The sequence below is a fragment of the Aldersonia kunmingensis genome (assembly GCF_001646865.1).
GTDB lineage: Bacteria > Actinomycetota > Actinomycetes > Mycobacteriales > Mycobacteriaceae > Aldersonia > Aldersonia kunmingensis.
The window spans coordinates 1-26,316 of the sequence record NZ_LRRB01000187.1 but is presented as its reverse complement, the minus strand read 5'-3'; the positions used below and the strand labels follow the sequence as shown (position 1 = coordinate 26,316).

The window sequence follows — 26,316 nt, the reverse complement described above, 5'->3', positions numbered from 1 at the left end:
CGCCTTGATGTCGGGAATGGCGCATCACCCTTCCGGGTTCCGCGCCCGACTTTCGGGGTGAGTCCTCGTCGCCCTTTCGGGGCTGAGTCCTCGCTACCCCTTCGGAGCCAGGAACCCCACTCGTTCGTATACCGTGTCGAGCGTGCGGGACGCGATTTCCCGGGCACGGTCGGCGCCGTGCGCGAGGATTCGATCGAGTTCCGCCTCGTCCGATAGGTACTGTTCCACCTTCTGTTGCAAGGGAAACACGAACTCGGCGAGCGCGTCGGCAACATCGGCCTTGAGATCGCCGTAGCCCTTGCCGGTGTAGTCGTTCTCGAGGGTGATGATCGGCGTGCCGGTGAGCGCGCTGAGGATGACGAGCAGGTTGCTCACACCCGCCTTCTTCTCGGGATCGAACCGGATCTCACGCTCGGTGTCGGTCACCGCCGAGCGGATCCGCTTCGCCGAGATCTTCGGGTCGTCGAGCAGGTTGATCAATCCCGCGTCCGAGGACGCGGACTTGCTCATCTTCGACGTCGGATCCTGCAGGTCGTAGATCTTGGCGGTGTCCTTGATGATGTACGGCTCGGGCACCACGAACGTCTTCTTGTAGCGGGAGTTGAAGCGCTGCGCGAGGTCACGGGTGAGTTCGAGGTGCTGGCGCTGGTCCTCACCCACCGGCACCAGGTGCGGGCGGTAAAGCAGGATGTCCGCTGCCTGCAGGATCGGGTAGGTGAACAGGCCGACGCTGGCGTTCTCGTTGCCCTGCTTGGCGGACTTGTCCTTGAACTGCGTCATCCGGCTCGCCTCTCCGAACCCGGTGATGCAATTCAGCACCCAGGCCAGCTGAGCATGCTCGGGCACCTGGCTCTGCACGAACAGCGTCGAACGCTTCGGGTCGATACCGAGCGCGAGCAGCTGTGCCGCGGCGATCCGGGTGCGCTTGCGCAGCTCCTTCGGGTCCTGCGGCACGGTGATCGCGTGCAGGTCCGGAATGAAGTAGAACGCCTCGTAGTCGTCCTGCAGGTCCACCCAGTACCGCACTGCGCCGAGAAGATTGCCCAGGTGGAACGAGTCCGCCGTGGGCTGAATTCCGGAAAGGACGCGCTGCTTGGCAGGTGCAGGGGTGGACATGGCTACCGATCTTTCCACGCCGCCGCCGACGTCCGGATCAGCGGTACTGGACGGTCACCGGCGCGTGATCCGACCAGCGCTGGTCGTAGGCAGCCGCCCGCTCGACTCCCGCCTGCTTCGCGCGCTCGGCCAGTGCGGGGGTGGCCACCTGCAGATCGATGCGCCAGCCCGCGTCGTTGTCGAACGCACGGCCGCGATAGGACCACCACGAGTACGGCCCGGCGACCCCAGGGTGCAGCCGGCGCACCACGTCGACCATCAGGCCACCTTCACCGACCAGTGCGTCGAGCCAGGCCCGTTCCTCGGGCAGGAAGCCAGACTTCTTGAGGTTCGCCTTCCACGCTGCGATGTCGGCCTCGGTGTGCCCGATGTTCCAGTCGCCACACACGAGCAGATCGCGTCCCTCGGCGGCCAATGCTTCGATGCGCGCGGAAAGGTGAGCAGCGAACGCGTCCATGAACCGGTACTTGTCGTCCTGCTTGGGCGTGCCGGCTTCACCGGTCGGAACGTAGACACTCGCGACGGTCACCGCGTCGAAGTCTGCCTCGATGTAGCGGCACGACGAGGAGAACTCGTCGCCGCCGAAGCCGACGCGCACCGCATCGGGCCGCTGCCGGGACAGGATTCCGACGCCGCTACGTCCCTTGGCCTCCGGTTCGACGCACACCAGGTGCCAACCGGCGTCGACCGCCGGGGCGAGGGCCGCGGTGGTCTCCGCGACGCTGGCCCGAGTCTCTTGCAGCGCAACGACATCAGCGGTGGTGGACTGCAGCCAGGGCAGCATTCCCTTGCGGGCGGCGGCACGGATTCCGTTCACGTTCACGGTGGAAACGATCAAAGGCACGGTCGCAAACCCTATCGGGCGGCACCGACGCTCGGTCGCTCCGCAGGCTCCGCTCCTACTTCCCGGCGCGAGCCACGCGTCGCAATGGCGAGGACCACTAGTCCCGCGACCGCGAGCAGCGCGCCGACCGCTGCCGGTGCGGTGTAGCCGAGACCGGCGGCGATGACCAGACCGCCCAGCCACGCGCCGCCGGCGTTGGCGATATTGAGCGCGGCGTGGTTCAGCGAAGCGGCAAGCGTCTGCGCATCCGCGGCGACGTCCATCAGCCGCGTCTGCAATCCGGGTACGAGCGCGGTGCCGGTAACCGCGATGGCGAAGAGGACCACAATCGCGGCGATCGGGTTGTGTGCCGCAACGACGAAGACGCCGAGTACGACGATGAGCGCCGCGAGCACGGCGTACAGGCCGGGGATCAGCGCGCGGTCGGCGATCCATCCGCCGAGCAGGTTGCCGACCACCATGCCGACGCCGTAGATCATCAGGACCAGCGGCACCACACTCGCCGACAGCCCGGAGACGTCGGTGAGCGTCGTAGCCACGTAGGTGTAGACCGCGAACATGCCGCCGAAGCCGACCGTGCCGATGGCGAGGGTGAACCACACCTGGCTGCGGCGCAGTGCCCCGAGCTCGGTGGCGGGGTTGGTCACACGGAAGCCGTGCAATTGCGGCACGAAGCGCCACAGAGCGGCCACCGTGACGACGCCGATCACCGTGACAATCCCGAACGCGGCACGCCAGCCGAAGTGCTGACCGGCCCACGCGGCAGTGGGAACGCCGATCACGTTGGCGACGCTGAGGCCGAGCATCACGAGCGCGATCGACTTGGCTCGTTTGCCTGCCGGAGCAAGTGACGCTGCGGCGAGCCCGGCCACACCGAAGTAGGCGCCGTGCGGCAGACCGGCGATGAACCGCGACGCGACGAGCGCACCGTAGCTGGGCGCGAACACCGTCGCGGCATTGCCGATCGTGAACGCGACCATCAACGCCACGAGCAGCACCTTGCGCGGGACGCGGGCCGTCAGTGCGGCGATGAGCGGAGCACCGACGACGACACCGAGCGCGTAGGCGGAGATGACGTAGCCGGCGGTCGGCTCGGAAATGCTCAGATCACCGGCGATATCGGGCAGCAGGCCCATCGCGACGAACTCGGTCGTACCGATACCGAAACCACCGAGCGCCAGGGCGACCATCGCGCGTTTGTGCCAGCCGGACCCGGCGGACTGCGCGTGCTGCTGCTCCTGCGTCGACTCCTGCTGCACGGTTTCGGTCACGCCTTGGGCTAACAACATGTCCCCGCGCGTGCTTCCCTGATCGGTTCGTGAACTCTGTCACCGCACCGGCGCACCGAAGACAAAAGCGAGTGCGCACCGCCGCAATGACGGTGCGCACTCGCTTTTGGTTCGAACTTTTTAGGCGAGCGCCTTCGCGAGGTTCTCGTCGAGCGCGCCGAGGAACTCCTCGGTGGTCAGGTAGCCCTGGTCTCCGCCGACGAGCAGCGCGAGGTCCTTGGTCATCTGGCCGCCCTCGACGGTCTTGATGACGACATCCTCGAGTGCCTGCGAGAAGCCGATCAGCTCGGGGTTGTTGTCCAGCTTGCCGCGGTGCTCGAGTCCACGCGTCCACGCGAAGATCGACGCGATCGGGTTCGTCGAGGTCGGCTTGCCCTGCTGGTGCTGCCGGTAGTGCCGGGTCACCGTGCCGTGCGCAGCCTCGGCCTCACAGGTCTTGCCGTCCGGGGTCAGCAGCACCGAGGTCATCAGGCCCAGCGAGCCGAAGCCCTGCGCCACGGTGTCGGACTGCACGTCGCCGTCGTAGTTCTTGCACGCCCAGACGTAGCCGCCCTCCCACTTCATGGAGGAAGCGACCATGTCGTCGATGAGCCGGTGCTCGTAGGTCAGGCCCGCGGCGTCGAACTCGGCCTTGAACTCGGTCTCGTAGATTTCCTGGAAGGTGTCCTTGAACATGCCGTCGTAGGCCTTCAGGATGGTGTTCTTCGTCGACATGTACACCGGGTAGTTCTGCTGCAGGCCGTAGTTGAGCGAGGCCCGTGCGAAGTCGATGATCGACGACTTGAAGTTGTACATGCCCATCAGCACGCCGCCGTCTTCCGGCATCTTCACGACCTCGTGAACGATCGGCTCGCCGCCGTCTTCCGGGGTGAAGGTGAGCGTGACGGTGCCGGCCTCGTAGACCTTCATGTCCGTGGCGCGGTACTGGTCACCGAAGGCGTGACGGCCGATGATGATCGGCTTCGTCCAACCCGGAACCAGACGCGGCACGTTGGAGATGATGATCGGGGCGCGGAAGATGGTGCCGCCGAGAATGTTGCGGATGGTCCCGTTCGGGGACCGGTACATCTTCTTCAGGCCGAACTCTTCGACGCGCGCCTCGTCCGGCGTGATCGTCGCGCACTTGACCCCGACGCCGTGGCGCTTGATGGCCTCAGCGGCGTCGATCGTGACCTGGTCGTCGGTGGCGTCGCGGTGCTCGATGCCCAGGTCGTAGTACTCGAGGTTTACGTCGAGGTACGGGTGGATCAGCTTGTCCTTGATGAACTGCCAGATGATCCGAGTCATCTCGTCGCCATCGAGCTCAACGACCGTGCCTTCGACCTTGATCTTGGTCATGGGTGCTTCGCGTCCTCCTGGATTCGTTGCAGAGGAAGGTTCCCTCGCATCCGGCCGCGCGGGACCCCCTTGTAAGAGGTCGCAGCCGTCAACAGACAACGTAGTACTACAGCTTTTCGCGCGGTGTAGCAGGCGTCACCCGAAGACATTGGAGCGACCCGCTCGGGCGCATTGCAGCATCCCTGCTCACTAATCGCAATTAGGGAACTCGAGCCTACTTCGGTATCGCTCGAGGTGCAGTGTTACCAATCCTCGGCCCCGCCTCGATGGTTATTACGTTGGGAACGACAGATGGTTAGACTGCGCGGAGGTCATGAGCATCAGCGCCAAGCCCCGGCTCGCTGGTCGGCAACCCTCCATCCGCGGTGGGGTGCTCCGGGTGATGACCTGGTTGTTCGGTGGGTAAGAGCACTTCCCATCAGATAGCAAGCGCGGTCCGTGTCGGGACGGACCAAACCCCGACGGAGGTAGTCCAATGAGTTGTTGTCGCCGCTGATCGAGCCCAGCCTTCCTTTCACCTCACTCTCACAGCAGCGGAGATTGTCATGCCCGAAAACGCCGACCTGAACCTGCCCGAAGACCTCATCGCTCCGGCCGCAAGCTGGTCGTTCGAGACCAAGCAGATTCACGTGGGTCAAATCCCAGACGGCGCCACCAATGCTCGTGCGTTGCCGATCTACCAGACGACGTCCTACACCTTCAACAGCACCGATCACGCCGCGGCGCTGTTCGGACTCGCCGAGCCCGGCAACATCTACACGCGCATCATGAACCCCACCCAGGACGCCGTTGAGCAGCGCGTCGCCGCACTCGAAGGGGGCGTGGCTGCCCTGCTGCTGTCCTCGGGACAGGCCGCGGAGACCTTCGCGATCCTCAACATCGCCAACGCCGGTGACCACCTCGTTTCCAGCCCGCGCCTGTATGGCGGTACGTACAACCTGTTCCACTACACGCTGCCCAAGCTCGGTATCGAGGTGTCGTTCGTCGAGGACCCGGACGATCTCGAGAGCTGGAAGGCCGCGGTCCGGCCGAACACGAAGTTGTTCTTCGCGGAGACCATTTCCAATCCGAAGAACGACATCCTCGATATCCCCGGTGTCAGCGCGGTCGCGCACGCGGCCGGTGTGCCGCTCATCGTGGACAACACGGTGGCGACGCCGTACCTGATCCAGCCATTCGCCCATGGCGCCGACATCGTCGTGCACTCGGCCACGAAGTATCTCGGTGGCCACGGCTCCGCGATCGCCGGTGTGCTGGTGGACGGCGGCACGTTCGACTGGACGGTGACCGACGCGGAGGGCAACTCCCGCTTCCCCGGTTTCACCACGCCGGACCCGAGCTACCACGGTGTTGTGTTCGCGGACCTCGGCGCGCCGGCCTACGCGTTGAAGGCGCGGGTGCAGCTGCTCCGCGACCTTGGATCGGCGATCTCGCCGTTCAACGCGTTCCTGATCAGCCAGGGCCTCGAGACCCTGAGCCTGCGCATCGAACGGCACGTCAGCAATGCCAAGGCGGTCGCGGAGTACCTGGAGGCGCACCCGGCGGTCACGTCGGTCGCGTACGCCGGGCTTCCGTCCTCGCAGTGGTACGAGCTCGGGAGAACCATCGCCCCGCGCGGAGCAGGTGCGATCGTCGCGTTCGAGCTGGCAGGTGGTATCGATGCGGGCAAACGTTTCGTGGACGCCCTCAGCCTCCACAGCCATGTCGCTAACATCGGTGACGTGCGCTCGCTTGTCATCCACCCCGCGTCCACAACCCACTCGCAGTTGACACCCGACGAACAGCTAGCCTCCGGAGTCACGCCGGGGCTCGTCCGCCTGGCTGTTGGAATCGAGGGAATCGATGACATCATCGCCGACCTCGAGGCTGGATTCGCCGCGGCGACTTCCTGAGAGTGACAAACATGCTTAATTCCATCCTCCCGGCGGGGGCGGCACTGCCCGCCCCAGACGGAACCCTCGGCCACATTTCGATCGGCGACCTTGCCGTCGAGACCGGAGAGGTGATTCCAAACGTCACGCTGGCGGTGCAGCGCTGGGGTGAGTTGTCGCCGAACGGCGACAACGTCGTCCTGGTCGAACACGCGTTGACGGGTGATTCGCATGTGATCGGCGCAGCCGGTCCGGATCACCCGTCGCCGGGTTGGTGGGAAGGCATGGTCGGTCCAGGACTGCCAATCGACACCGACGAGTGGTGTGTCCTGGCCGCGAATGTGCTCGGTGGATGCCGCGGCACCACCGGTCCGGGTTCGCCGGCTCCCGACGGCAAGCCGTGGGGGTCGCGGTTCCCGCATATCTCCATTCGTGACCAGGTCGCAGCCGAGGTCGCCCTGATGGATGTGCTCGGAATCGAGCGGCTCGCCTCCCTCGTCGGCGGCTCGATGGGCGGCATGCGGGTGCTCGAGTGGATCATCACCGAGCCCGAGCGCGTCGGCTCGGCGCTGATCCTCGCGGTCGGCCCGCGAGCCACTGCGGATCAGATCGGCACTCAGACCACCCAGATCGCGGCCATCAAGGCCGATCCGGACTGGCAGGGCGGGGATTACCACGGCAGCGGTCGTGCACCCGAAACCGGTTTGGGCATTGCCCGCCGCTTCGCGCACCTGACCTACCGCACCGAGTTCGAACTCGACCACCGCTTCGAAAACTCGGCGCAGGACGGCGAAGACCCGAAGGTGGGTGGTCGCTACGCGGTGCAGAGTTACCTGGACCACCAGGCGAAGAAGCTGATCTCCCGATTCGACCCGCATACCTACGTACTGCTCACCGAGGCGCTGAATCGTCACGACGTGGGCCGCGGCCGCGGCGGCGTTCCCGCCGCGCTCGCATCGACGCCTGTGCCGACCATCGTCGCCGGCATCGATTCCGATCGCTTGTACCCGTTGTCCACGGTGCAGGAAATCGCCGACTGCCTGCCGAACTGCAAGAAGTTCGAGGTCATTACCTCGAACGACGGGCACGACGGGTTCCTCACCGAGGAGAAGCCGGTTGCGAAATTGATCGAGCAGACGATGGAGCTTGCCCGCCTTGGGATCAGCGGGCGCTGAGCTTTCGTTAAAGCAGTCCGCTAGCCGCTGCCGAGCGGGTCGATAGAGGCCGCGAGCACCACGATGACCGCGCCGACAGTGAGTAGCGCCGCGGTGTCGAAGGAACGGCTGCGTACCGCGAGCAGTCCGACCTGGTCATCGGTCAGGACGAGCCGGCACGCCCCGGCAAGCAGGGTGGCAACGCCGAACACGGTTGCGCCGCGCCGCCAGCGATCCCACATCACCAGCACCGCCGCGACCGCGATGACGACCAGTACGGCCACCATCGGCAGGTTCGCCCGCAGCCGTGCGGTCAACTCGCGGTTCCGGCCAGGTCGCGCTCGGCGCGCTCGACGACGTTCGTGAGCAGGAAGGCCCGGGTGAGGGGGCCGATGCCGCCCGGGTTGGGCGAAACGAATCCGGCGACGTCGTAGACATCGGCGGCCACGTCGCCACGCAGCTGTCCGTCCGCGTCACGGCTGACACCGACATCGAGGACGGCCGCGCCAGGGCGAACCATGTCCGCGGTGATCAGACCGGCGACGCCGGCCGCGGCAACGACGATGTCGGCACGACGGATCTCGGCGGCGAGGTCACGCGTGCCGGTGTGGCACAGCGTGACGGTCGCGTTCTCGCTGCGCCGGGTGAGCAGCAGCCCGAGCGGGCGGCCCACGGTGACGCCGCGGCCGACGATCACGACGTGAGCGCCGTTGATCGGGATCTCGTAGCGACGCAGCAGGTGCACGATGCCGCGCGGGGTGCAGGGCAGCGGTGCCGCCTCGTTGAGCACCAGCCGGCCGAGATTGACCGGGTGCAGACCGTCGGCGTCCTTGTCCGGATCGATGCGCTCGAGTGCGGCGTTCTCGTCGAGGTGGCGCGGCAGCGGAAGCTGCACGATGTAGCCGGTGCAGTCCGGGTTGGCGTTGAGCTCGTCGATCGTGTCGTTGAGCTGCTCGGTCGTGGCGTTCGCGGGCAGGTCGCGGCGGATCGAGGTGATGCCGACCTTGGCGCAGTCGTTGTGCTTGCCCCGCACGTAGGCCGCCGAACCGGGGTCGTCGCCGACGAGCACTGTGCCGAGACCGGGGGTGATGCCGGCTTCGCGCAGTTTCGCTACCCGCGCGGCGAGGTCGACGAAAATCTCGTCGCGCGTCGCCTTTCCGTCAAGGATGGTCGCGGTTGCGGTGGATGCAGAGCTGCCGGGTTCGGTCACGGTGCCGATTGTTCCAGACGTCCCCGAGCACCCGGACGAAGACGCCTGGTCAGTCGACCTCGAGTCCGTGTGCAGTGGCGTAGGCACCGGCCTGGGCCGGTTCGATCCGCGCGTGCGTCAGCATCGCGTCCACCCACAGTTGCGGGTCGACATGCGCGCCACGCAGATCGGCGAACTCGAGCCGGATACCCGCTGTGCGCGCGCCGTGCATGTCCACCGACTGCAGCTCCGCGCCACGCAGATCGGCCTGCACCAGGCTGGTCTCACGGAACCGGCAATCGGATAGTTCCGCGCCACGCAGGTTCGCCCCGCGCAGTGTTGCCATGGTGAAATCCACGCCCTCGAACTCGATCGGCCGCATCCGGCAATCCCGGAACTCCGAGCCGCGCATCGAGCAATTGCGAAACATGCTGTGCCACAACGTTGTTCCGACGAATATACAGCGCCGGAAGGTGGAATCGAGATGCCGCGAGCCGCTCAAATCGGCACCGGTGAAATCGCAGTCGACGAACACCACTCGGTGGGTGCGCAGCCCGGACAGGTCGGCCTCCCGGAAGCAGGCGCGGTCGAACAGGCGATCACTCCACCGCTGCCCGGCGAACCGTGCATCCGAGTAGTCGTCCTCGACACTCCTGTCCTGCGAAACGGACATGTCGCAATTATGCGTCGCTTCGGCGAGGCCCGCAGAAATCGTTCCGGAGCCGAGACGTCCGGTGCAGCGGCGAACGGTTGGGCGTGAGGTGACAAGCTGTTCGGGTGTTTCGCCTGATGTTCTTCGAGCCCCGGATACCCCCGAACACCGGGAACGCGATCCGGCTCGCCGCCGCCACCGGGTGTGAGCTTCACCTGGTGGAGCCGCTCGGCTTCGACTTGAGCGAGCCGAAGCTGCGCCGCGCCGGCCTCGACTATCACGACCTCGCCTCGGTGACCGTGCATCCGAGCCTCGAGGCGGCCTGGGCAGCGCTGCAGCCGGAGCGGGTGTTCGCGTTCACCGCGCATGGCACAACGTCGTATGCCGAGGTCTCGTACCGCGCGGGAGACGTGCTGCTGTTCGGTCCCGAGCCGACCGGGCTGTCCGACGAGGTGCTCGCCGACACGCACATCACCGAGCAGCTGCGGATTCCGATGCTCGACGGGCGGCGGTCGCTGAACCTGTCGAATGCCGCCGCGGTGGCGGTGTACGAGGCGTGGCGCCAAGTCGGGTTCGACGGCGGGCGGTAGGCCGAACAGCGCGGTGTGAATGGAAGAAATGTTGCGTTAGGCGGGACGAATGCTTCCATTCACCCCGCAGAGGTGCGCGATTCGACCCTCGCGAACGGAAGATTCGTTGCGTTGAACGGAGTGAACGCTTCCGTTCACTCCGCAAAATAGGTGCGCGAGAGGAACGGTCACAGGAGCAGTGCGCGCGCAGTAGCTACCTGAAGTCCCGCGACTTTCCGATGATCCGGAGGTCCATCCGCTGCAGTCGGTCGGCGACGACGGTGACCGCACCCTCGGCATTCTGAACCTTGCCGCGAATCAGCAGGGCGGGCGCGGATTGCGCCAGTTTCCGGTAGCGCGACCACAGCCCCACCGAGCAGACGACATTGATCATGCCGGTCTCGTCCTCGAGGTTGATGAAGGTGACCCCTGCCGCGGTTGCGGGACGTTGCCGGTGGGTGACCGCTCCCCCGACCAGGACGCGCTGCCCGTCCGGGAGAGCGAGCAGGCCCGCGGCAGGAACCACACCGAGTGCATCGAGTTGGGGGCGCAGGAATTCCGTCGGATAGACGCCCGGGGATATCCCGGTCGCCCAGACGTCGGCGGCGGCGAGTTCGACATCGCTCATTCCCGGCAGTGCGGGTGCGGTGGTGAGCGCACCGAGCCCGGGCAGTCGGTCCGGTCGCTCCCCCGCCGCGGCACCGGCCGCCCACAGCGCCTCGCGCCGACTGATTCCCAGACCGCCGAGGGCACCGGCGGTTGCCAACGACTCCGCCTGTGCCACAGACAATTCCACGCGACCGGTGAGATCGAGGAACGAGGTGTACGGCCCGCTTTCGGCGCGCGCCGCGACGATCCGCTCGGCGAGATCGCTGCCGATGTGGCGTACCGCGGCGAGACCGAGTTGCACCTCTGTTCCCTGCTCGCGCAGCGTGGCGTCAGCGAGACTGGCATTGACATCCGGACCGTGCACCACCACGCCGTGCCTGCGCGCATCGGCCACCAGCGACTGCGGCGAATAGAAGCCCATCGGCTGGGCACGCAGCAACCCGGCACAGAAGGCCGCCGGATGATGCAGCTTGAACCACGAGGAGTAGAACACCAAGGCGGCGAAGCTCTGCGAGTGGCTTTCCGGGAATCCGAAATTCGCGAAGGCATAAAGCTTTTCGTAAATTCGATCGGCAATATCCTCGGGAATGCCGTGCAACTCCCGCATACCTTCATACAGTCGCCCCTTGAGCCGCTCCATCCGTTCGGGCGAGCGCTTGGAACCCATGGCACGCCGCAACTGATCGGCCTCGGCGGCAGAGAAACCGGCAACGTCGATGGCCATCTGCATCAGCTGTTCCTGGAACAGCGGCACCCCGAGCGTGCGCTTGAGCGAGTTCTCCAGCGACGGATGGTCGAAGGTCACCGGCTCGAGACCATTGCGGCGGCGAATGTAGGGATGAACGGAACCGCCCTGAATAGGGCCCGGCCGGATCAGCGCGACCTCGACCACCAGGTCGTAGAAGTTGCGCGGCTTCAGCCGGGGCAGCGTCGCCATCTGCGCCCGCGACTCGACCTGGAACACACCGACCGAATCCGCCCGCTGCAGCATTTCGTAGACGGCCCGCTCGGTGAGGTCGAGCTGGGCGAGGTCGACCTCGATGCCCTTGTGCTCGTCGACCATGTCGATCATGTAATGCAGCGCCGAGAGCATACCGAGGCCGAGCATGTCGAACTTCACCAAACCCACTGCCGCACAGTCATCTTTGTCCCATTGCAGAACGGTGCGATCCGCCATCCGGGCCCACTCCACCGGGCACACATCGGCGATCGGCCGGTCGCAGATCACCATGCCGCCGGAGTGGATGCCCAGATGGCGCGGGAACCCCTCGATCTGTTCGGCCAGCGCCAGCACCTCGGCAGGGATGTCGGTGCCGGACTCCTGCCCGACCCCGGACCATCGGCTCACCTGCTTACTCCAGGCATCCTGCTGGCCCTGCGAAAAGCCAAGTGCCCGAGCCACATCGCGAACTGCGGACTTGCCGCGATAGGTAATGACATTGGCAACCTGCGCGGCATACTCCCGGCCGTACTTGCGGTAGACGTGCTGGATCGCCTCTTCGCGCCGGTCCGATTCGATGTCCACATCGATATCCGGCGGGCCGTCGCGTTCCGGGGAGAGGAAGCGCTCGAACAACAACTCGTTTCGCACCGGGTCGACATTGGTGATGCCGATGGCGTAGCAGACAGCGGAATTCGCGGCGGATCCCCTGCCCTGGCAGAGGATGTCGTTGTCCTTGCAGAAGCTGACGATGTCGTGCACCACCAGGAAGTAGCCCGGAAAGCCCAGTTCTGCAATGATTTTCAGCTCGTGCTCGAGCTGTCGATACGCCTCCGGCTGCTCGTCGGGGGTACCGTAGCGGCGCCGGGCTCCCCGCTCGGTGAGTTCGCGCAGCCAACTGTTCTCGGTGTGCCCTGCGGGGACGTCGAAGGGCGGCAGCTGGGGCGCGATCAGGCGCAGATCGAACGCGCACTCACGACCCAGTTCCGCGGCGCCGGGCACCGCGTTCGGGTGTGCGGCGAACATCCGCGCCATCTCCGCACCCGATCGCAGATGCGCACCACCGACCGGCGCGAGCCAGCCCGCGGCCTCGTCCAGGCTCTGCCTCGCACGAACGGCAGCCATCGCCATGGCGAGGCGCCCTCGGTCCGGTCCCGCGAAGTGCGCACCCGTGGTGGCGACCACCGGTAGCCCCACGCGGCCGGCAAGCTCCGCGAGCAGCCGATTGCGTTCATCGTCGGTCGGCACGCCGTGGTGGGTGAGCTCCACGCTCACCCGGTCTCGCCCGAATCGCTCGACGAGTTCCCGCAGCGCCCACTCCGCGGCCTCCGGCCCGTCGGATTCGAGCGCCGAGCGGACGTGCCCCTTCCGGCACCCGGTGAGGATCTGCCAGTGCCCGTCGGCCGCCTCGGTGAGCACATCCAGGTCGTAGCGGGTTTTCCCCTTCTCACCGCCCGCGAGGTGAGCTGCGGCGATCTGCCTGGACAGCCGCCGGTAGCCCTCCTGCCCGCGCGCCAGCACGAGGAGATGAATCCCATCCGGGTCTGCCGCGCCGGCCCGGGCCGCCTGCGCCGTGAGCGCCAACTCTGCGCCGAATACCGTGCGCACGCCGAGCTCCTTGGCGGCCTCGGCAAACCGCACCACTCCGTAGAAGCCGTCGTGGTCGGTGAGCGCAATCGCTTCGAGCCCGAGCCTGGCCGCCTCCTCTACCAACTCCTCGGGGTGGCTGGCGCCGTCGAGGAAGCTGTACGCCGAATGCGCATGCAACTCCGCATAGGGCACGGTCGGCCCAGTGGGCGTGAGGTCCACGCCGCGATAATCGCCACGCTTGCGCGACCACGCCGGGCTGTCGCCGCCGTCGCCCGGATACATCGCCTCCGGCGGCGTGCGTCCCGGCCGCCCGGACAGCACTCGTTCGAGTTCTGCCCATGTCGGCGGTCCGTTGCTCCAGCCCATCGAACACCTCCCAATCGAACATACATTCGATTTACGACGGGCTCAACGCTGCCCGAATTGACCGAAAGCGGCCCGGTCCCGGCTGTAACTTGCATCACTCCCGATTTGCAATCCTAGCTAATGGTAATCATCATTACCCCAGCTCACGTGATGCGGATCACGCAGGACCTGAAACAGGTTCCTGCGCGAACTTCGAATCGGGGCTGCAACTAATCCTTGATGGATCCGTTGCACTCCCATAGGTTTTCGAAGCACCCACACTCCACTGGTCGAAAGCAGTGCTACCGCAACGCTTTTGGCGCGTGCTCAGCCATGCCCGGAAAAAGTAAGGACGAACACTCCACTATGAAAACCCGCAAGCTCGCCGCTGTTTCGGCGATCACCATCGCCGCCCTCGGACTCGCAGCGGGCACGGCATACGCCGATCCCGCTCCGGCACCTGCCGCCCAGGAGTCGCTGAACGTTCAGATCGCCCCGTCGATCAACTACAAGGCCTACAACAACGGCACTGCCGCGGTCATCTCAACCGATGCCGGCACCCTCGCCGTGGCGGACGGGCAGTTCCAGGTCAAGGCTGCGGACGGCCGCGTCGTTGCCGGTGTGCCGCTCGAGCTTCGCCTCGACGACGTCTCGCTGCCGATCAACGCCAAGATCGAGGGCAACACCGCCACCCTGACGCCCGACGTGCTGAAGGCGCAGTACAAGCCGGTCGCGCTGCCGTTCCAGGAGTCCGCACCGTGGAAGACTCCGTACGACCGTGAGGTCTCCGCCTGGACCCGGTTCACCCAGACCATCAGCACCGGTGCGGCCATCGGCGTCATCGTCGGTGCGGTCGGCGCGGCCGCCATCGGCTGCGTCGCGGGCGGCGCGCTCGGCGCGACCGGCGGCTTCGCGTTCCTCGTTGCCGGCGCTGTCCCGGGTGCTGCGATCGGCTGCCTCGCGGGAGCGGCCACGTTCGCCCCGATCGGCACCCTGATCGGCTCGATCGCCATCGCGGGCCCGGTCGCTATCGGCGCTGCGATCCAGTACTTCACCACGATCAACGAGCCGTTCAAGGCTCCCGCTCCGGCCCCGAAGTAGGGCCAGTCCGTTCGTCCGAATTGCCCACCTCCGATTGGAGGTGGGCATTTCGGCGTCTGCACCACCTGTTTCAGTGGTCTCCGACACCTTGGTCCCGACCTTACTTTGGAGTAGGTTCGGGCCAGGACTCGATGGGGAGGCTCGATGACCGAATACATCGTCACCGGAGGCACCGGATTTCTCGGCCGGAATGTTGTCCCACGGCTACTCGAACGCGACGAGACCGCGATCGTGCACGTGCTCGTGCGGCGGGCGTCGGTAGCGAAACTCTCCGAACTCGCCCGGGGCTGGCACGGCGGTGACCGAGTGCGCCCACTGATCGGCGATCTTTCCGAGCCCGGGCTCGGCCTCGAGCCGGCCGGCGAGCTGCCACCTGCCGCCCACATCGTCCACTTGGGTGCGGTCTACGACCTCACCGCAGGTCCCGAGCAGTCCGAGACCAACGTCGAGGGCACCCGCGCCGTTGTCGAGCTCGCCAAGCGCACCGGCGCGCTGCTGCACCACATCTCGTCGATCGCCGTCGCCGGGGACTATGCCGGCCAGTTCGAGGAGACCGATTTCGATCTGGGACAAGGGTTTCCGACGGATTATCACCGCACCAAGTTCGAGGCCGAGCGAGTGGTGCGCGACGCATCGGGCATCGAGCGCCGCATCTACCGACCCGCGGTCGTCGTGGGCGATTCGGTCACCGGTGAGATCAACAAGATCGACGGCCCGTACTACTTCTTCCCGCTGATCGCTGCCCTGGCCAAGCTGCCGAGCATGCTTCCCGTCGTGATCCCCGATGTGGGGCACACCAATATCGTTCCGGTGGACTATGTCGCCGCAGCGCTGGTCGAACTGATGCATCGAGCCGGCCGCGACGGTGACACCTTCCACCTGGTCAACCCACGGCCACAACCGATTTCGGAGGTCTACGGCGGACTGGCCGCCGCCGCGGGCGCGCCGCAGCTTTTCGCCGGACTGCCTGCGGGCTTCCTGCAGCCACTGCTCGATGCGCCCGCGAACCCACAAATCGCGGTTGGCCGCTCGATGCTGCTGCGCCGTCTCGGTCTGCCGCCCGCGCTCGCCGACTCCGCCGCAATGCGCGCGAACTTCGATTCACGCCGGACCGAGCGCGCCCTCAACCACACCGGCATTGCCGTGCCCTCGTTCGGGTCGTATGCGAAGAACCTGTGGCGGTACTGGGCTCGCGAACTCGATCCCAATCGCGCCCGGCACGACCATCCGGCGGGCAGGCTTGTCGATCGCAATGTCGTGATCACTGGCGCATCGTCCGGCATCGGCCGCGCGGCGGCAATTGCGGTGGCGCGCAAAGGCGCCCGCGTGATGCTGATCGCGCGGCGGGGCGAAGAACTCGAAGAACTCGTCGACGAGATCCGGCGCGATGGCGGCCGGGCCTACGCCTACCCGTGCGATATCACCGAATCCGAGTCCGTCGAGCAGGTCGTCAAGGAGATCATCGACGAGCACGGCCATGTCGACATGCTCGTGAACAACGCGGGCCGTTCGATTCGTCGGTCGATCTACCGCTCGACGGACCGGCTGCACGACTTCGAACGCACCATGGCAGTCAACTACTTCGGGGCGGTGCGGCTGACCCTGGCGCTGCTGCCCCATATGCGGGAGCGCCGCTTCGGGCACATCGTCAACGTCAGCTCGGCAGGCGTCCAGATGAGTACACCGCGATTCGGTGCATATCTTGCGAGCAAGGCCGCACTGGAGAAGTTCGGTGAAGTCACCGCCGCCGAAACCCTCACGGATGGAATCACATTCACCACTGTCCGCCTTCCCCTGGTGAACACCGACATGGTCCGCCTGACCGGCGAACGGAACGTCGTCCCGATCGCGTCCCCCGAATGGGCGGCGGCCACGATTGTCCGGGCACTGGTCGAACGGCCGAGCCGGATCGACGTTCCCCTCGGCACCGCCACGGAGTACTTCGCCCTGATCGCGCCGCGGCTCAAGGACGTCATCCTGCATCAGTACTACCTCGCATTCCCCGACACTCCCGCCTCGAGGGGCGAGCGGGACGCCGATGCGCCCTCGACGACGCGGCTGAGGCTTCCCCGCGTGCCCCTACCGCCGACACCGCGTCGCGTGGCGGTTGGCGCGCTGCGCCGGGCCGGGCGATGGGTGCCGGGCACGCATTGGTGACCCGGCGGGCCGAGTAGACGGGTGTTGTGTCGCTACACGTCTGCGGCGACGCGGAAACCGATGTTGCCCGCCGAACTGTCCGCGGTGTTCGAGGTTCGCGCGGCGACGCGGTAGCGGTTGCAGTAGGACACGTGACACAGGTAGGAACCGCCTCGCATGGCGGGACCGCCGCCGAGGCTGCCGCGGAACGCATCCGCCGTCCATTCCCATACGTTCCCGGATACGTTGTGGAGCCCGAACCCGTTGGGCTCGAACGCATCTGCGGGCGCAGTTCCGAGGTAGCCGTCGGCGAGCGTGTTCGATGTCGGGAAGTCACCCTGCCAGATGTTGCACATGTGCCGGCCGCCCGGTTCGAGCTCATCGCCCCACGGGAAACGCGCCTGATCCAGCCCGCCGCGTGCCGCGTACTCCCACTCGGGTTCGGTGGGCAGCCGGACACCTGCCCAGCCGCAGTACGCCGTCGCGTCGTGCCACGAAACGTGCACGACCGGATGGTTGTGGCGGTCCTCGATACCGCTCCCCGGCCCCTCCGGCGTTCGCCAGGTCGCACCGTGCACGGGCAGCCACCACGGTGTTCCCGCGACGACCTGATCGATGGTCTCGTTCACCTCCGGCGCGACGAGCATCTCGAACACGAACGACCAGCCGAACCGCTCCGCCTCGGTGACATACCCGGTGGCATCGACGAACTCGGCGAACCGCTTGTTGGTCACGGTCACCGCATCGATGCGGAACGCCGCCACGTCGACCTCGCGGACCGGCCCCTCCCCGTCACCGGGGTTCACATCCGAATCTTCGCTGCCCATCCGGAATCGGCCACCGGGCAGGCTCAGCAGGGTGCTCGGCGCCGATGGGCGCAGGCCGGGGATGCCGAGCGATTCGGTTGGGTGAGTTACGGGTCGCACTGACGACTCGCCGCGACCCGGCGAGCAGCACGACGACATGTCGCCACGGTACCCAAATCCGGCACCCACGCTCGCCCGCCGCCGCACGCTAGGTAGCCGCGACCTCGTAGGAGTGCGCTACTCGGGCGAAGCGGCCCGCTTTCGCTCGTCGGCGGCTCGTCCCTCCTCCACGGCCAGATCCCAACGTCCGTCGGCCTTGGCCCGGTCGATCTCGACCTGCCCCGCGGGCTCGATGAGACCCTGTTCGGTGAGCTTCTCGACGCGGCGCACGTTGCTCACAGACCACGGGCTGCGGCGGCGGCGCGGGGTGAAGCCCTGCAGGTAGAAGTCGTCGTCGAGCCGGCGTGCCTGGCCGTCGATCCAGCCGAAGCACAGCCCCTCGTTGACCGCCTCCTCGTAGCTGACCGAGATCTGCGTCGACCCCTTCTTGGCCAGCTTCACCCAGATGCCATCCACCTCGGAGTGGTTCTCGACCAGCCACTCTCGAAACAGGGCCCTGGTCTCGAAGTGCAGGACGGGCCGCTCCGGGTTGGTCATCGCGCCATCACAAATGGGAGGACCGCGTTTTCGAAATCGCGGTAGCGGTCGCGGTGAATGCTGTGCCCACAGGCGAATTTCAGCGTCGTGCAGTCCGGAATCGCAGCGACGGCCGCATCGAGCTTGTCCGGATCGACCATGCTGCCCGACCCGCCGGCCAGGATCAGTGTGCGCGCCGTGATATCCGGAAGCCGTTGCCACCATTGCGGATTCGGTGTGTGGAACTGTGTTAGCGCAGCGGCGGTCATCGCCCGGTCGAAGGCGAACACCGCACGCGGGCTGCGCACGACGCTGGTGGCCGCATGCCATAGCTCCGGCAACGTCGGGAGCCGCGCAGGGAATTCCGCCTTCGGATCGGTGAGTCGGCGTGGCAGCGGCGACTCCTCGATGACGAGGCGGCGCACCAGTTCGGGGCGAACCTGAGCAATCACCGAAACCGCGTAACCACCGAGCGAGTGCCCCACGAAATCGGCCTGGGACAGTTTCAGGAGATCACACAGCCGCAGTACGTCGAAGGCGAACTCGTCGAACAAGTAGGTCGGGGTGTGGGCGCTGCGTCCGTGGCCGCGCAGGTCCACGATGATCACCCGGCGGCCCCGGACAGTCAGCGCGTGGGCGAAGCGATCCCACGTGTGCCCGTCCCCGCCCATGCCGTGCACGAGGATCACCGGCGCCAGGTCTACGCCACCGACGGGTACGCCCGAGTCCCGGTAGGCGATCTGCACGCCGTCCAGCGTGACCCGTATCGCGGTCGTTTCCACGACCACCGACCCTAGCCGCTATACCGCGCACGATCCGGGTGAAGCGGTGGAGCAAGTCCGCGGACCGCATCGTCATTCGTAGACTCCCTCCACGCTCCAGTCCTGGTCATGGCACACCAGCAGCAGTGCCTTGGGCTCGTCGAGCAGCACCTGTGCCCGCGCCACCCGGTGCGCGGTGGCCGGGTCCCACCAGCGCTCGTCCACAGGCCACGGCCCTGCCCAGCCGTGCAATTGCCACACCCGCGCCCCCAACGCAGCCGCGCCGGGTCGGCGCTGAACCCACCGCGGTCGGTGACCAGCACCGGCTGCCCTGCCGCATCTTCGAGCAGCACCGACGGCCTGGCGTCGAGCACCGCAGCGGGAGCCGGCTCTGGCAACCGCCCCGGCCACGGCAGGCGTGGGTCAGCATCGGGTGTCAGCTCATCGCCCAACGGGACCAGCGTGATTCGCTCGGCCGGGCCGCGCCCGCCGGACAGCACCCCGGACTGGACGGCGTTACCGCCGAGCAGGCCCTGCACTCGGATCAACGCGCGCCTGGCTCGTTCATCCTCGGCACCGACCCCGCCCCACAACCCCAATTGCAGGGCACCGGCAGCCACCACCTCGACCGGCTCGAGCCGCAGCAGCACGATCCCGGCGGTGGGCTTGGCCTCGTTGCGGCCGGTGAGCCAGCCGTCGAGCTGCCAACGCACCCGGTCCGCGGTGCCGTCCGGGGTGAGCGGTTCGGCGCAGCGCCAGGTACGCGACAGGTGTTCGCCGTTCGCGGTGGAGGCCTGAACCAGCAACCGAGTGCAGGCCACACCGGCGGCGGCAAGACGGCCGTGCAACTGCTCGGCGAGAGCGCGCCCGGCGAAAGCCGCGGCATCCACTCGTTCGATCGGCGGGTCGCAGGAATGAAACACCTCGAGGTCGGGCGGCAGCGCTCGCGCCGACGGCGGCCGCTCCGGCTCGCCCCGCGCACCGCGATGTGCCAGCACGGCGTCGGTGCCGAAACGCGAGGCCACATCCGTCGGCGAGAGCGCGGCGAACGCACCGATCGTGCGTAACCCCAAGCGCCACAGCAGATCCACCAAGTCCTCGCGTTCGGGCGCGGCAAGGCTCGGCTCGGCAGCAAGTTCCGCGATCCGCAGCGGGGCGATGAACTGCGCTCCGGCGCCCGGAGGGACGAGCGCCGCATGCCGGGCAGCGATCACCGCAGTGGAGAGTTCGTCGGCGATGCCGATCTGGCACTCCACCCCCGCCGCAGCGGCCGCATCGACCAAACGTTCACCTGCCGCCGGTTCGGAGCCGAAATACCGGACGACACCGCGCGCCGAAAGCACGAGCAGGCCGGGACGCAGCACCTCCACACCGGGGGCGACCGCATCGATCGCCGCAACGATCGGTTCGAACAATCGGGCGTCGCGATCCTGGTCGGCCGCCACGACATGTAGGTCGGGGCAACGCGCCTGCGCCTCTCGCCGGCGCAGCCCGCGTCGCACACCGGCGGCACGTGCCGTTGCCGAGCATGCGATCACGCGGTTGGCCAAGGTGACCGCCACCGGGCGAGTGGGTGGCAGGTCCGCCGCGGCCGCCGCCGCGATCGCCGGCCAGTCGGGGCACCACAGCGCCAGCACCCTGGGCGGCTTCGCCGTGGCGCTGGGCTCCGCCTTCTCGCTCACCGCATCTCCCGCGCGTCGGCCACCGCCTCGGAGAGGCAAGTAATGGCAGCCTCGGGCAGCCGAGTGATCGTGGGATGTTCGGACACCCACTCCACGCTCCCGCGCGCTACCGGCCGCACATCGACCCGCGCGGTTCTGGGCTGCGCTCCCCGGTGCTGGGCCCGGACATCCAGATGCAGCGCTTGCACCCGCCCGCATCCTCGGCCCAGCCCCTCGTACCCGACCACGCGTGCCGCGAGCGCCAATTCGACACCGCTCCAATGCCCATCGGTCACCACGAGTGCCGCGCCCTTGCTCCTTGCCCTGGCCACCAGGGCACGCGAACGACCGGGCGCGACCGTGGCCCCGCCGAGACCGAGCACCACCAGATCCATCCCGTCGAGCAGCACTGCGGCCACCTCTACGGGGTCCGGCCCTGGATCCGGCACCACCGCGATGCGGTCGAGGCGGGCGCCCATCTCGACCGCGGCGAGCAATCCGAATCGCGGCATGCCGATCAGCACCGCATGCGCGCCCGCCCGGGTCGCCGCGGCGAGAAGCCCGGCAAGCAAAGAATTCGGACCTGAATACGACGACACCGTTCCTCTGGCCAACCCGCCTCTCGGCAGCAGCCGCGCGACACCGGCAGGTACGGCGAGCACCTCTCGCTCGTCGGCGTCCGCGAGCGGCAACCGTCGCGATACCGCCTCGCCACGCCCCGGGACCGCCGCGATCCTGCGGCGCAACTGTTCGAGCCGCTCCTGCCGGCTGAGCCCGGCAAGGCTCGACAGGTCCCCACTGGCGACCGCCGGCACCGACTCGAACGACTCTCCTTCGAACGAGTCTTCCGATTCGGTTGCAGCCGAATGTGTTTCGAGCGGCAAAGTCACGTGCACCCCCAGGCGACAGGCATGGCTGTGCCGCCGGGCGGCACAGCACGGACGACCACGGGGAAGACGCGGTATTCGAACATACATTCGAACACCTCCAGTAAAGACCCGCCCGCGGCCGCCGTCAAGCCGGGACCACTCATTCGCAGCGCAGGAGTCGTCTAATCTCCCGTAAGTGAGCACCCCGCGTCGTCCTGTCGTCGGCCCCGGCTACCTGGTAGCCGGTCGATACCGTCTGCGTTCCAAACTCGGCGGAGGCGGGATGGGCTCGGTCTGGCTCGCCCAAGACCGACTGCTCGATCGCGAGGTCGCGATGAAGCAGATCATCTCCACCGCCGGGCTCGATGCGGACGAGGCGCAGCGGCTCCGCAACCAGGCGATCAAGGAGGGCCAGCTCGCCGCGCGACTCTCGCACAACCACGCCATTGCCATGTACGACGTCGCCGTTGAAGGCGGCGAGCCCTGGCTGGTGATGGAGCACCTGCCGTCGCGCAGCCTTGCGCAAGCCCTCAACACAACCGACGCTCTGCCCCCGATCGAGGTAGGCCAGATCGGCGCCCAGGTTGCCGACGCGCTCGCCGACGCGCACACGGCCGGCATCATCCATCGCGATATCAAGCCGGGCAACATCCTCATCGCCAATCGCGGGCGCGCCGCCGGCATGGTCAAAATCTCCGACTTCGGGATCGCACGCACCATCGGCGACCCTGACGACGAGGATCCCGACATGATCACCGGCACGCCGGCCTATCTCGCGCCCGAGGTTGCCCGAGGTGCCGACCCGAGTGCAGCGAGCGACGTATTCTCGCTCGGTGCAACGCTTTACACCGCGGTGGAGGGTGAACCGCCGTTCGGCATCGACCCTGATCCGTCTTCGATGCTCGTCAAGGTCGCCGAGGCACGGATCAACCCGCCCCAGCGCAGCGCGATGCTCACCGACGCGCTGCTACACATGCTCGAACCCGACCCCAACCGGCGGCCGACCATGGCCCAGGCCCGCGACGAGTTGGTTGCCGCGACCATCGGTGCGAACGGAAGTGCCGCATACATTCTCGGGGCACCGGTGCGTTCCCGGGACGGATCGGTGCCGTCCTGGGCGCTGCGCTCCCGGCGCGCCCCCTCCGCCGCGGGATGGACGTCCAGCGAATCGTCGGGGCGCTCGGCAGCCGCACCCGCCCCCAGCGAACCCGGCCCCTCCGCGGCCCCCGGCAAGTCGGTGCCCTGGTCGACCGATCGACCGGCGAGCATCGATCGCAACACCGACTCCACCCCGATCACCGATGCCCCCGCTCGCCCGCAACTCGAGGACACGCAGGCCCCGCCCGTCGCACCTCAACCGGCACCCGCTCGGCCCGCGCCCCAGCAGTTCTCGAGCGCCCCGACGTCGCAGCACGGCATCGGACTGTCACTGGCCGTCTCTGTGGCGCTGCTCGTGGTCACCACGCTGGTGGTGGCGGGCATCGTCTTCCTGATCGCGTCCAGCCTCTAACGCACGATCCCGCGCTCTCAGTCGATGCGGCGCCGGTGCGCCCACCGGGTGAGCGCATTTCGGTTGGACTGCTGCGTCTTCCGCAGCACGTTCGATGCGTGTGTCTCCACGGTCTTCACCGAGATCACCAGTTCCTCTGCGATCTCGCGATAGGTGTAGCCGCGGGCCAGCAGGCGCAGCACTTCCAACTCGCGCGGCGTCAGTGAGTCCAGCTCCGGATCCAGCGGCGGCTCGGGCACGGGCGATTTCCCGGTGAACGAGTCGAGTACGAAACCCGCGAGCCGCGGGCTGAACACCGCATCGCCACCGGCCACGCGGCGCACACCGGTGGCGAGTTCGGCCCCCGAGATCGTCTTGGTGACGTAGCCCCGCGCACCGGCACGGATCACCGCGATCACATCCTCGGCGGCGTCGGACACGCTCAGCGCCAAGCACACCGGACCCGGGTCGATGCGGTTGAGCACCGCCACGCCACCGCCATCGGGCATGTGCACGTCGAGCAGAACCACATTGGGATGGATGGTGTTGATGCCTGCGACGGCTTCGTCGACGGTCCCGGCTTCCCCGACCACCTCGATATCGGTCTCGCTCGCCAGTTCCGCGCGCACGCCGGAGCGGAACACGGCATGATCGTCCACCAAAAATACCCGGTACGGCTTGTGCCCCACGGTAATTCCCGAAACCGTCACCGAGTCTGCTCCTCCACGTGCCTATCGCCGGCCCGGTCATCCACCGAGTTCTCGTCCGTATCGTGCTGCGACGCAGCCTCCTCCGCGACCTCCGGCTGGGGTTCGGCTCCCTTGGCCTCGCCGTTCCGCGTGCCACCACGCGCCATCCGGATCCGGACCTCGGTGCCCTTGCCCGGCCCGCTGATCACCTCGACCTCGCCCCCGCGCCGCTCGACCCTGCCGCGAATCGAGCGGGAAAGCCCCTGCCGGTCCGCAGGTATCGCGTCGACGTCGAAACCGACACCGCGGTCCCGGACGAACACACTGACCCGGTCGTCCTCGCATTCGGCGAACAGGTCCACCTCGGTTACCTCGGAGTGCTTGGCGGCGTTCACCAAGGCCTCCCGGCTCGCGCCAAGGAGAGCTGTGAACTGCTCGCGCGGGAAATCGTCATCCGAACCGCTCGTCGGTGCCACGTCGCCCACGATCACCGGGGTGACCTTCACGCTGTACTGATCCTCCACCTCTCCGGCAATCGTCCGCAGCGCCGCCGCCAGGCTGGACTGCGGCCGTTCCGGATCGTCGAACAGCCAGGTTCGCAGTTCGCGCTCCTGGCTGCGAGCGAGCCGGGCAACCTCCGACGAGTTGTCGGCCTGCCGCTGGATGAGGGCAAGGGTCTGCAGCACCGAGTCGTGCAGATGCGAGGCGATCTCCTCGCGTTCCTCGTTGCGAATCCTGGCCGCCCGTTCGGAATTCAGTGCGCGCATTGTGCGCAACCACAGCGGGACGGTGAGCAGCCCGACCCCGAACAGTGTGACCGCCACGGCGAGCAGCGCGGGGCGCAGCGCGGCGAAATCGACGCGGGCAAGCACCACCACGGCAAGACCGACGAAGATCAGAGTTGCGCCGGCGACGATGCGAGACCAGGTCAGCACCGTCGGGCGGGCGGGTAGGCCGAACATCGACCGCGGTGCGTCCGAATCGAATTCACGCCAGATCAGTCCGGCGCCGACCACCACCACGATGATCGGGACGATGACCTGGCCGGCGGTCCCGCTGAACACCCAGGACAGCGCGGCGGCGAGCCCGAGGCCCATGGTCGCGAGACCGTAGGCCCGGCGCCGTTCCGCCGCGGGCGGGCGGGCGGTGTCCGTCCCACTCGGCGTGAACACCCACAGCAGCCCGTAAGCGACGATCCCGGCTCCGGCGAGCGCGGCGAGCAAGACGAACGCCACGCGCACCTTGAAGGCGTCGACGCCGATGTGGTCGGCCATCCCACCCGCTACACCGCCGATAATTCGACCGCCGGAGCGCCGGACCAGTCTGGTCGGGTCGCGCTCCGGTGTCACGGCAGGCGGATATACGGGTGGCACATATTCGATAGTGGCACGCATCCCTGCTGCTGGGCATCGGGGTTTGCCCTGAACCTGCCCCAGATGGCACGGGTGGTTCCGGTCTGCGAGTCTCGCAAAGATCAGGGATCACCCCGATGTGGAAACCACCCCGGACCGGCCACGATGGCTTCATGGCCACGACGACATTCGGCGATCAGCTCGCCGACCTCTGGCGCACCCGCCCCGTCCGACTGCCCGACCGCGGGCCGATCGCCGGCGTCGCAGCCGGAATCGGATACCGGTACGGCGTGGACCCGGTCCTGGTGCGCATTGCTTTCGTCGTTTCGACGATCTTCGGTGGCGCCGGACTGGTGTTGTACCTCGCCGGCTGGCTGCTCCTCAACGACGCGCGGCAGGAGTACTCGCGTGCCGAGGCACTCATGACCGGCCGGCGGGGCAGGCACTCGGGCTCCGGCAAGACGGTCGTGCTGATCATCGCGTTGTGCATCGCGGTCGGCACGATGGGTCCGGTCGGCATCAGCCTCGGTGGCTCCGGGCTGATCAGCACCGCGCTCATGCTTACCGGGTTGTGGCTGCTGTATCAGCGCCGCCCGCTGCCGCCCCCGCTGCCCACCGGTTCGACCGAGTCGCAGTCCCGCCACTTCGGCCGCCCCGGATTCGGAAGAGGTTGTGGCCCAGGGAGTTACGGCCCGGCATGGCAGGGGGCGCAGACCGAGTACGGCCCGTACACCTATCTGCCGCACCACTACGAGCCGAGCCGCACGACGCAGTCGGCTACGAAGACCGACGCTGTCGAGACGCCCGAGCCGGCACCGACCGATGAGCCGCCGCAGCGGGCCACCGTGTCCGAGGACGTGGCGCCAACTGCGGAGCCCACAGCCGAGCCGCAGCGATCCGAGTCGAGCCAACCTCCGCCGGCAGCTGCGTCCCCGTTCGCCCCGTTCGGCGAGACGACCACGGCAGAGCCGCCGTCGTGGGATCCCCTCGGCGTCGCGCCGTTCGCCTGGGACCTGCCCGAACCGGCACCGTCCCGGCAGCCGGAGACGATCGTTCCGACGCGCCCCCGCTCCCGGTTCACCTCGGTCGTGATCGGGCTGGCGATTCTCGCCGCCGCGGGTTGCGGTGCAGCCGCCGCGGCGGGCGCGGACTGGTTCACCCCCGCCCGGGTCGGGGCGATTGCGCTGGCCGTGGTCGGCATCGGACTGCTGATCGGCGCATTCCTGCGCCGCGGCTACGGCCTGCTCATCGTCACCGCACCGCTGCTCGGCTTCGTCGTGCTGGCCTCGATCGTCGGACCGATCGAATTC

General features: G+C 67.5%; 21 protein-coding genes, 1 pseudogene and 1 riboswitch. Of the genes and pseudogenes, 7 read left to right on the top strand and 15 right to left on the bottom strand.

Going from position 1 to position 26,316, the window contains the following annotated elements; translation table 11 throughout:
• Positions 1-93 precede the first annotated feature (93 nt).
• From trpS to A8G08_RS14140, 4 genes are all read right to left on the bottom strand, one after another.
• On the bottom strand, positions 94-1,116 hold the full coding sequence (gene trpS, locus A8G08_RS14155; protein ID WP_068275017.1) for a tryptophan--tRNA ligase: 1,023 nt from the start codon (positions 1,114-1,116) through the stop codon (positions 94-96).
• A gap of 37 nt (positions 1,117-1,153) precedes the next feature.
• Positions 1,154-1,960: an exodeoxyribonuclease III gene (locus A8G08_RS14150; protein WP_068275014.1), complete on the bottom strand. Its 807-nt coding sequence runs from the start codon at positions 1,958-1,960 to the stop codon at positions 1,154-1,156.
• 11 nt (positions 1,961-1,971) lie between these two features.
• Positions 1,972-3,150, bottom strand: coding sequence for an MFS transporter (locus tag A8G08_RS14145; protein WP_245672832.1), 1,179 nt, complete (start codon positions 3,148-3,150; stop codon positions 1,972-1,974).
• 219 nt (positions 3,151-3,369) lie between these two features.
• Positions 3,370-4,587 carry an NADP-dependent isocitrate dehydrogenase gene (locus A8G08_RS14140; protein ID WP_068275011.1) on the bottom strand — a complete coding sequence of 406 codons (1,218 nt, stop codon included), beginning with the start codon at positions 4,585-4,587 and terminating at the stop codon, positions 3,370-3,372.
• A 309-nt stretch (positions 4,588-4,896) separates the two neighbouring features.
• A riboswitch (SAM riboswitch) is annotated at positions 4,897-5,025 on the top strand.
• A 107-nt stretch (positions 5,026-5,132) separates the two neighbouring features.
• On the opposite strand from A8G08_RS14140, the gene A8G08_RS14135 reads away from it, so the two are divergent.
• Both A8G08_RS14135 and metX read left to right on the top strand, forming a co-directional pair.
• Positions 5,133-6,479: a bifunctional o-acetylhomoserine/o-acetylserine sulfhydrylase gene (locus tag A8G08_RS14135; RefSeq protein ID WP_068275008.1), complete on the top strand. Its 1,347-nt coding sequence runs from the start codon at positions 5,133-5,135 to the stop codon at positions 6,477-6,479.
• Positions 6,480-6,490: 11 nt separating this feature from the next.
• Complete coding sequence (gene metX / locus A8G08_RS14130) at positions 6,491-7,633, top strand: homoserine O-acetyltransferase MetX (protein WP_068275086.1); 1,143 nt, start codon at positions 6,491-6,493, stop codon at positions 7,631-7,633.
• A gap of 20 nt (positions 7,634-7,653) precedes the next feature.
• Here metX and A8G08_RS14125 read toward each other — a convergent pair whose 3' ends face one another.
• From A8G08_RS14125 to A8G08_RS14115, 3 genes are read right to left on the bottom strand one after another with little or no spacing between them, the layout of a single operon-like run.
• Positions 7,654-7,899 carry a DUF3017 domain-containing protein gene (locus tag A8G08_RS14125; RefSeq protein ID WP_068275083.1) on the bottom strand — a complete coding sequence of 82 codons (246 nt, stop codon included), beginning with the start codon at positions 7,897-7,899 and terminating at the stop codon, positions 7,654-7,656.
• Between the two features lie 26 nt (positions 7,900-7,925).
• Positions 7,926-8,822: a bifunctional methylenetetrahydrofolate dehydrogenase/methenyltetrahydrofolate cyclohydrolase gene (locus A8G08_RS14120; protein WP_068275005.1), complete on the bottom strand. Its 897-nt coding sequence runs from the start codon at positions 8,820-8,822 to the stop codon at positions 7,926-7,928.
• Between the two features lie 49 nt (positions 8,823-8,871).
• Entirely contained in the window at positions 8,872-9,474 is a 603-nt protein-coding gene (locus A8G08_RS14115; protein ID WP_068275002.1) for a pentapeptide repeat-containing protein, read from the bottom strand.
• Positions 9,475-9,578: 104 nt separating this feature from the next.
• Between A8G08_RS14115 and A8G08_RS14110 the strand changes: the two genes are divergently transcribed.
• On the top strand, positions 9,579-10,043 hold the full coding sequence (locus A8G08_RS14110) for a tRNA (cytidine(34)-2'-O)-methyltransferase (RefSeq protein ID WP_084436238.1): 465 nt from the start codon (positions 9,579-9,581) through the stop codon (positions 10,041-10,043).
• A gap of 193 nt (positions 10,044-10,236) precedes the next feature.
• On the opposite strand, the gene A8G08_RS14105 is transcribed toward A8G08_RS14110, so the two are convergent.
• On the bottom strand, positions 10,237-13,527 hold the full coding sequence (locus A8G08_RS14105; RefSeq protein ID WP_068274995.1) for an error-prone DNA polymerase: 3,291 nt from the start codon (positions 13,525-13,527) through the stop codon (positions 10,237-10,239).
• Positions 13,528-13,872: 345 nt separating this feature from the next.
• Here A8G08_RS14105 and A8G08_RS14100 point away from each other — a divergent pair, with 345 nt between their 5' ends.
• Both A8G08_RS14100 and A8G08_RS14095 read left to right on the top strand, forming a co-directional pair.
• A complete protein-coding gene (locus tag A8G08_RS14100; protein ID WP_068274992.1) occupies positions 13,873-14,607 on the top strand; it encodes a DUF8020 domain-containing protein in 735 nt (244 codons plus the stop codon).
• Between the two features lie 144 nt (positions 14,608-14,751).
• A complete protein-coding gene (locus A8G08_RS14095) occupies positions 14,752-16,764 on the top strand; it encodes an SDR family oxidoreductase (protein WP_068274988.1) in 2,013 nt (670 codons plus the stop codon).
• A gap of 32 nt (positions 16,765-16,796) precedes the next feature.
• Here A8G08_RS14095 and A8G08_RS14090 read toward each other — a convergent pair whose 3' ends face one another.
• The 5 genes and pseudogenes from A8G08_RS14090 to A8G08_RS14070 all read right to left on the bottom strand — a co-directional run bounded on the left by A8G08_RS14090 (position 16,797) and on the right by A8G08_RS14070 (position 21,422).
• A complete protein-coding gene (locus tag A8G08_RS14090; protein ID WP_068274985.1) occupies positions 16,797-17,708 on the bottom strand; it encodes a formylglycine-generating enzyme family protein in 912 nt (303 codons plus the stop codon).
• 78 nt (positions 17,709-17,786) lie between these two features.
• A complete protein-coding gene (locus A8G08_RS14085; protein ID WP_068274982.1) occupies positions 17,787-18,206 on the bottom strand; it encodes a YdeI/OmpD-associated family protein in 420 nt (139 codons plus the stop codon).
• Positions 18,203-18,967 carry an alpha/beta fold hydrolase gene (locus A8G08_RS14080; RefSeq protein ID WP_068275080.1) on the bottom strand — a complete coding sequence of 255 codons (765 nt, stop codon included), beginning with the start codon at positions 18,965-18,967 and terminating at the stop codon, positions 18,203-18,205. Before A8G08_RS14080 ends, A8G08_RS14085 begins: the two co-directional genes overlap by 4 nt.
• A gap of 72 nt (positions 18,968-19,039) precedes the next feature.
• Positions 19,040-20,628 (bottom strand): annotated as a pseudogene (locus A8G08_RS14075) (DNA polymerase Y family protein).
• Positions 20,625-21,422, bottom strand: coding sequence for a hypothetical protein (locus A8G08_RS14070; protein ID WP_068275077.1), 798 nt, complete (start codon positions 21,420-21,422; stop codon positions 20,625-20,627). The pseudogene A8G08_RS14075 and the gene A8G08_RS14070 overlap by 4 nt, the downstream one beginning before the upstream one ends.
• Before the next feature lie 250 nt (positions 21,423-21,672).
• On the opposite strand from A8G08_RS14070, the gene A8G08_RS14065 reads away from it, so the two are divergent.
• Positions 21,673-22,986, top strand: coding sequence for a serine/threonine-protein kinase (locus A8G08_RS14065; RefSeq protein WP_084436236.1), 1,314 nt, complete (start codon positions 21,673-21,675; stop codon positions 22,984-22,986).
• Positions 22,987-23,003: 17 nt separating this feature from the next.
• Here A8G08_RS14065 and A8G08_RS14060 read toward each other — a convergent pair whose 3' ends face one another.
• Both A8G08_RS14060 and A8G08_RS14055 read right to left on the bottom strand, forming a co-directional pair.
• The gene (locus A8G08_RS14060; RefSeq protein ID WP_281182149.1) at positions 23,004-23,675 is read right to left on the bottom strand and encodes a response regulator; all 672 of its coding nucleotides are present in this window, start codon (positions 23,673-23,675) and stop codon (positions 23,004-23,006) included.
• The gene (locus A8G08_RS14055) at positions 23,672-25,048 is read right to left on the bottom strand and encodes an ATP-binding protein (protein WP_084436234.1); all 1,377 of its coding nucleotides are present in this window, start codon (positions 25,046-25,048) and stop codon (positions 23,672-23,674) included. The genes A8G08_RS14060 and A8G08_RS14055 overlap by 4 nt, the downstream gene beginning before the upstream one ends.
• A gap of 131 nt (positions 25,049-25,179) precedes the next feature.
• Between A8G08_RS14055 and A8G08_RS14050 the strand changes: the two genes are divergently transcribed.
• Positions 25,180-26,316 (top strand): PspC domain-containing protein (locus A8G08_RS14050; protein WP_068274975.1); only part of this gene is annotated, 1,137 nt, incomplete at its 3' end.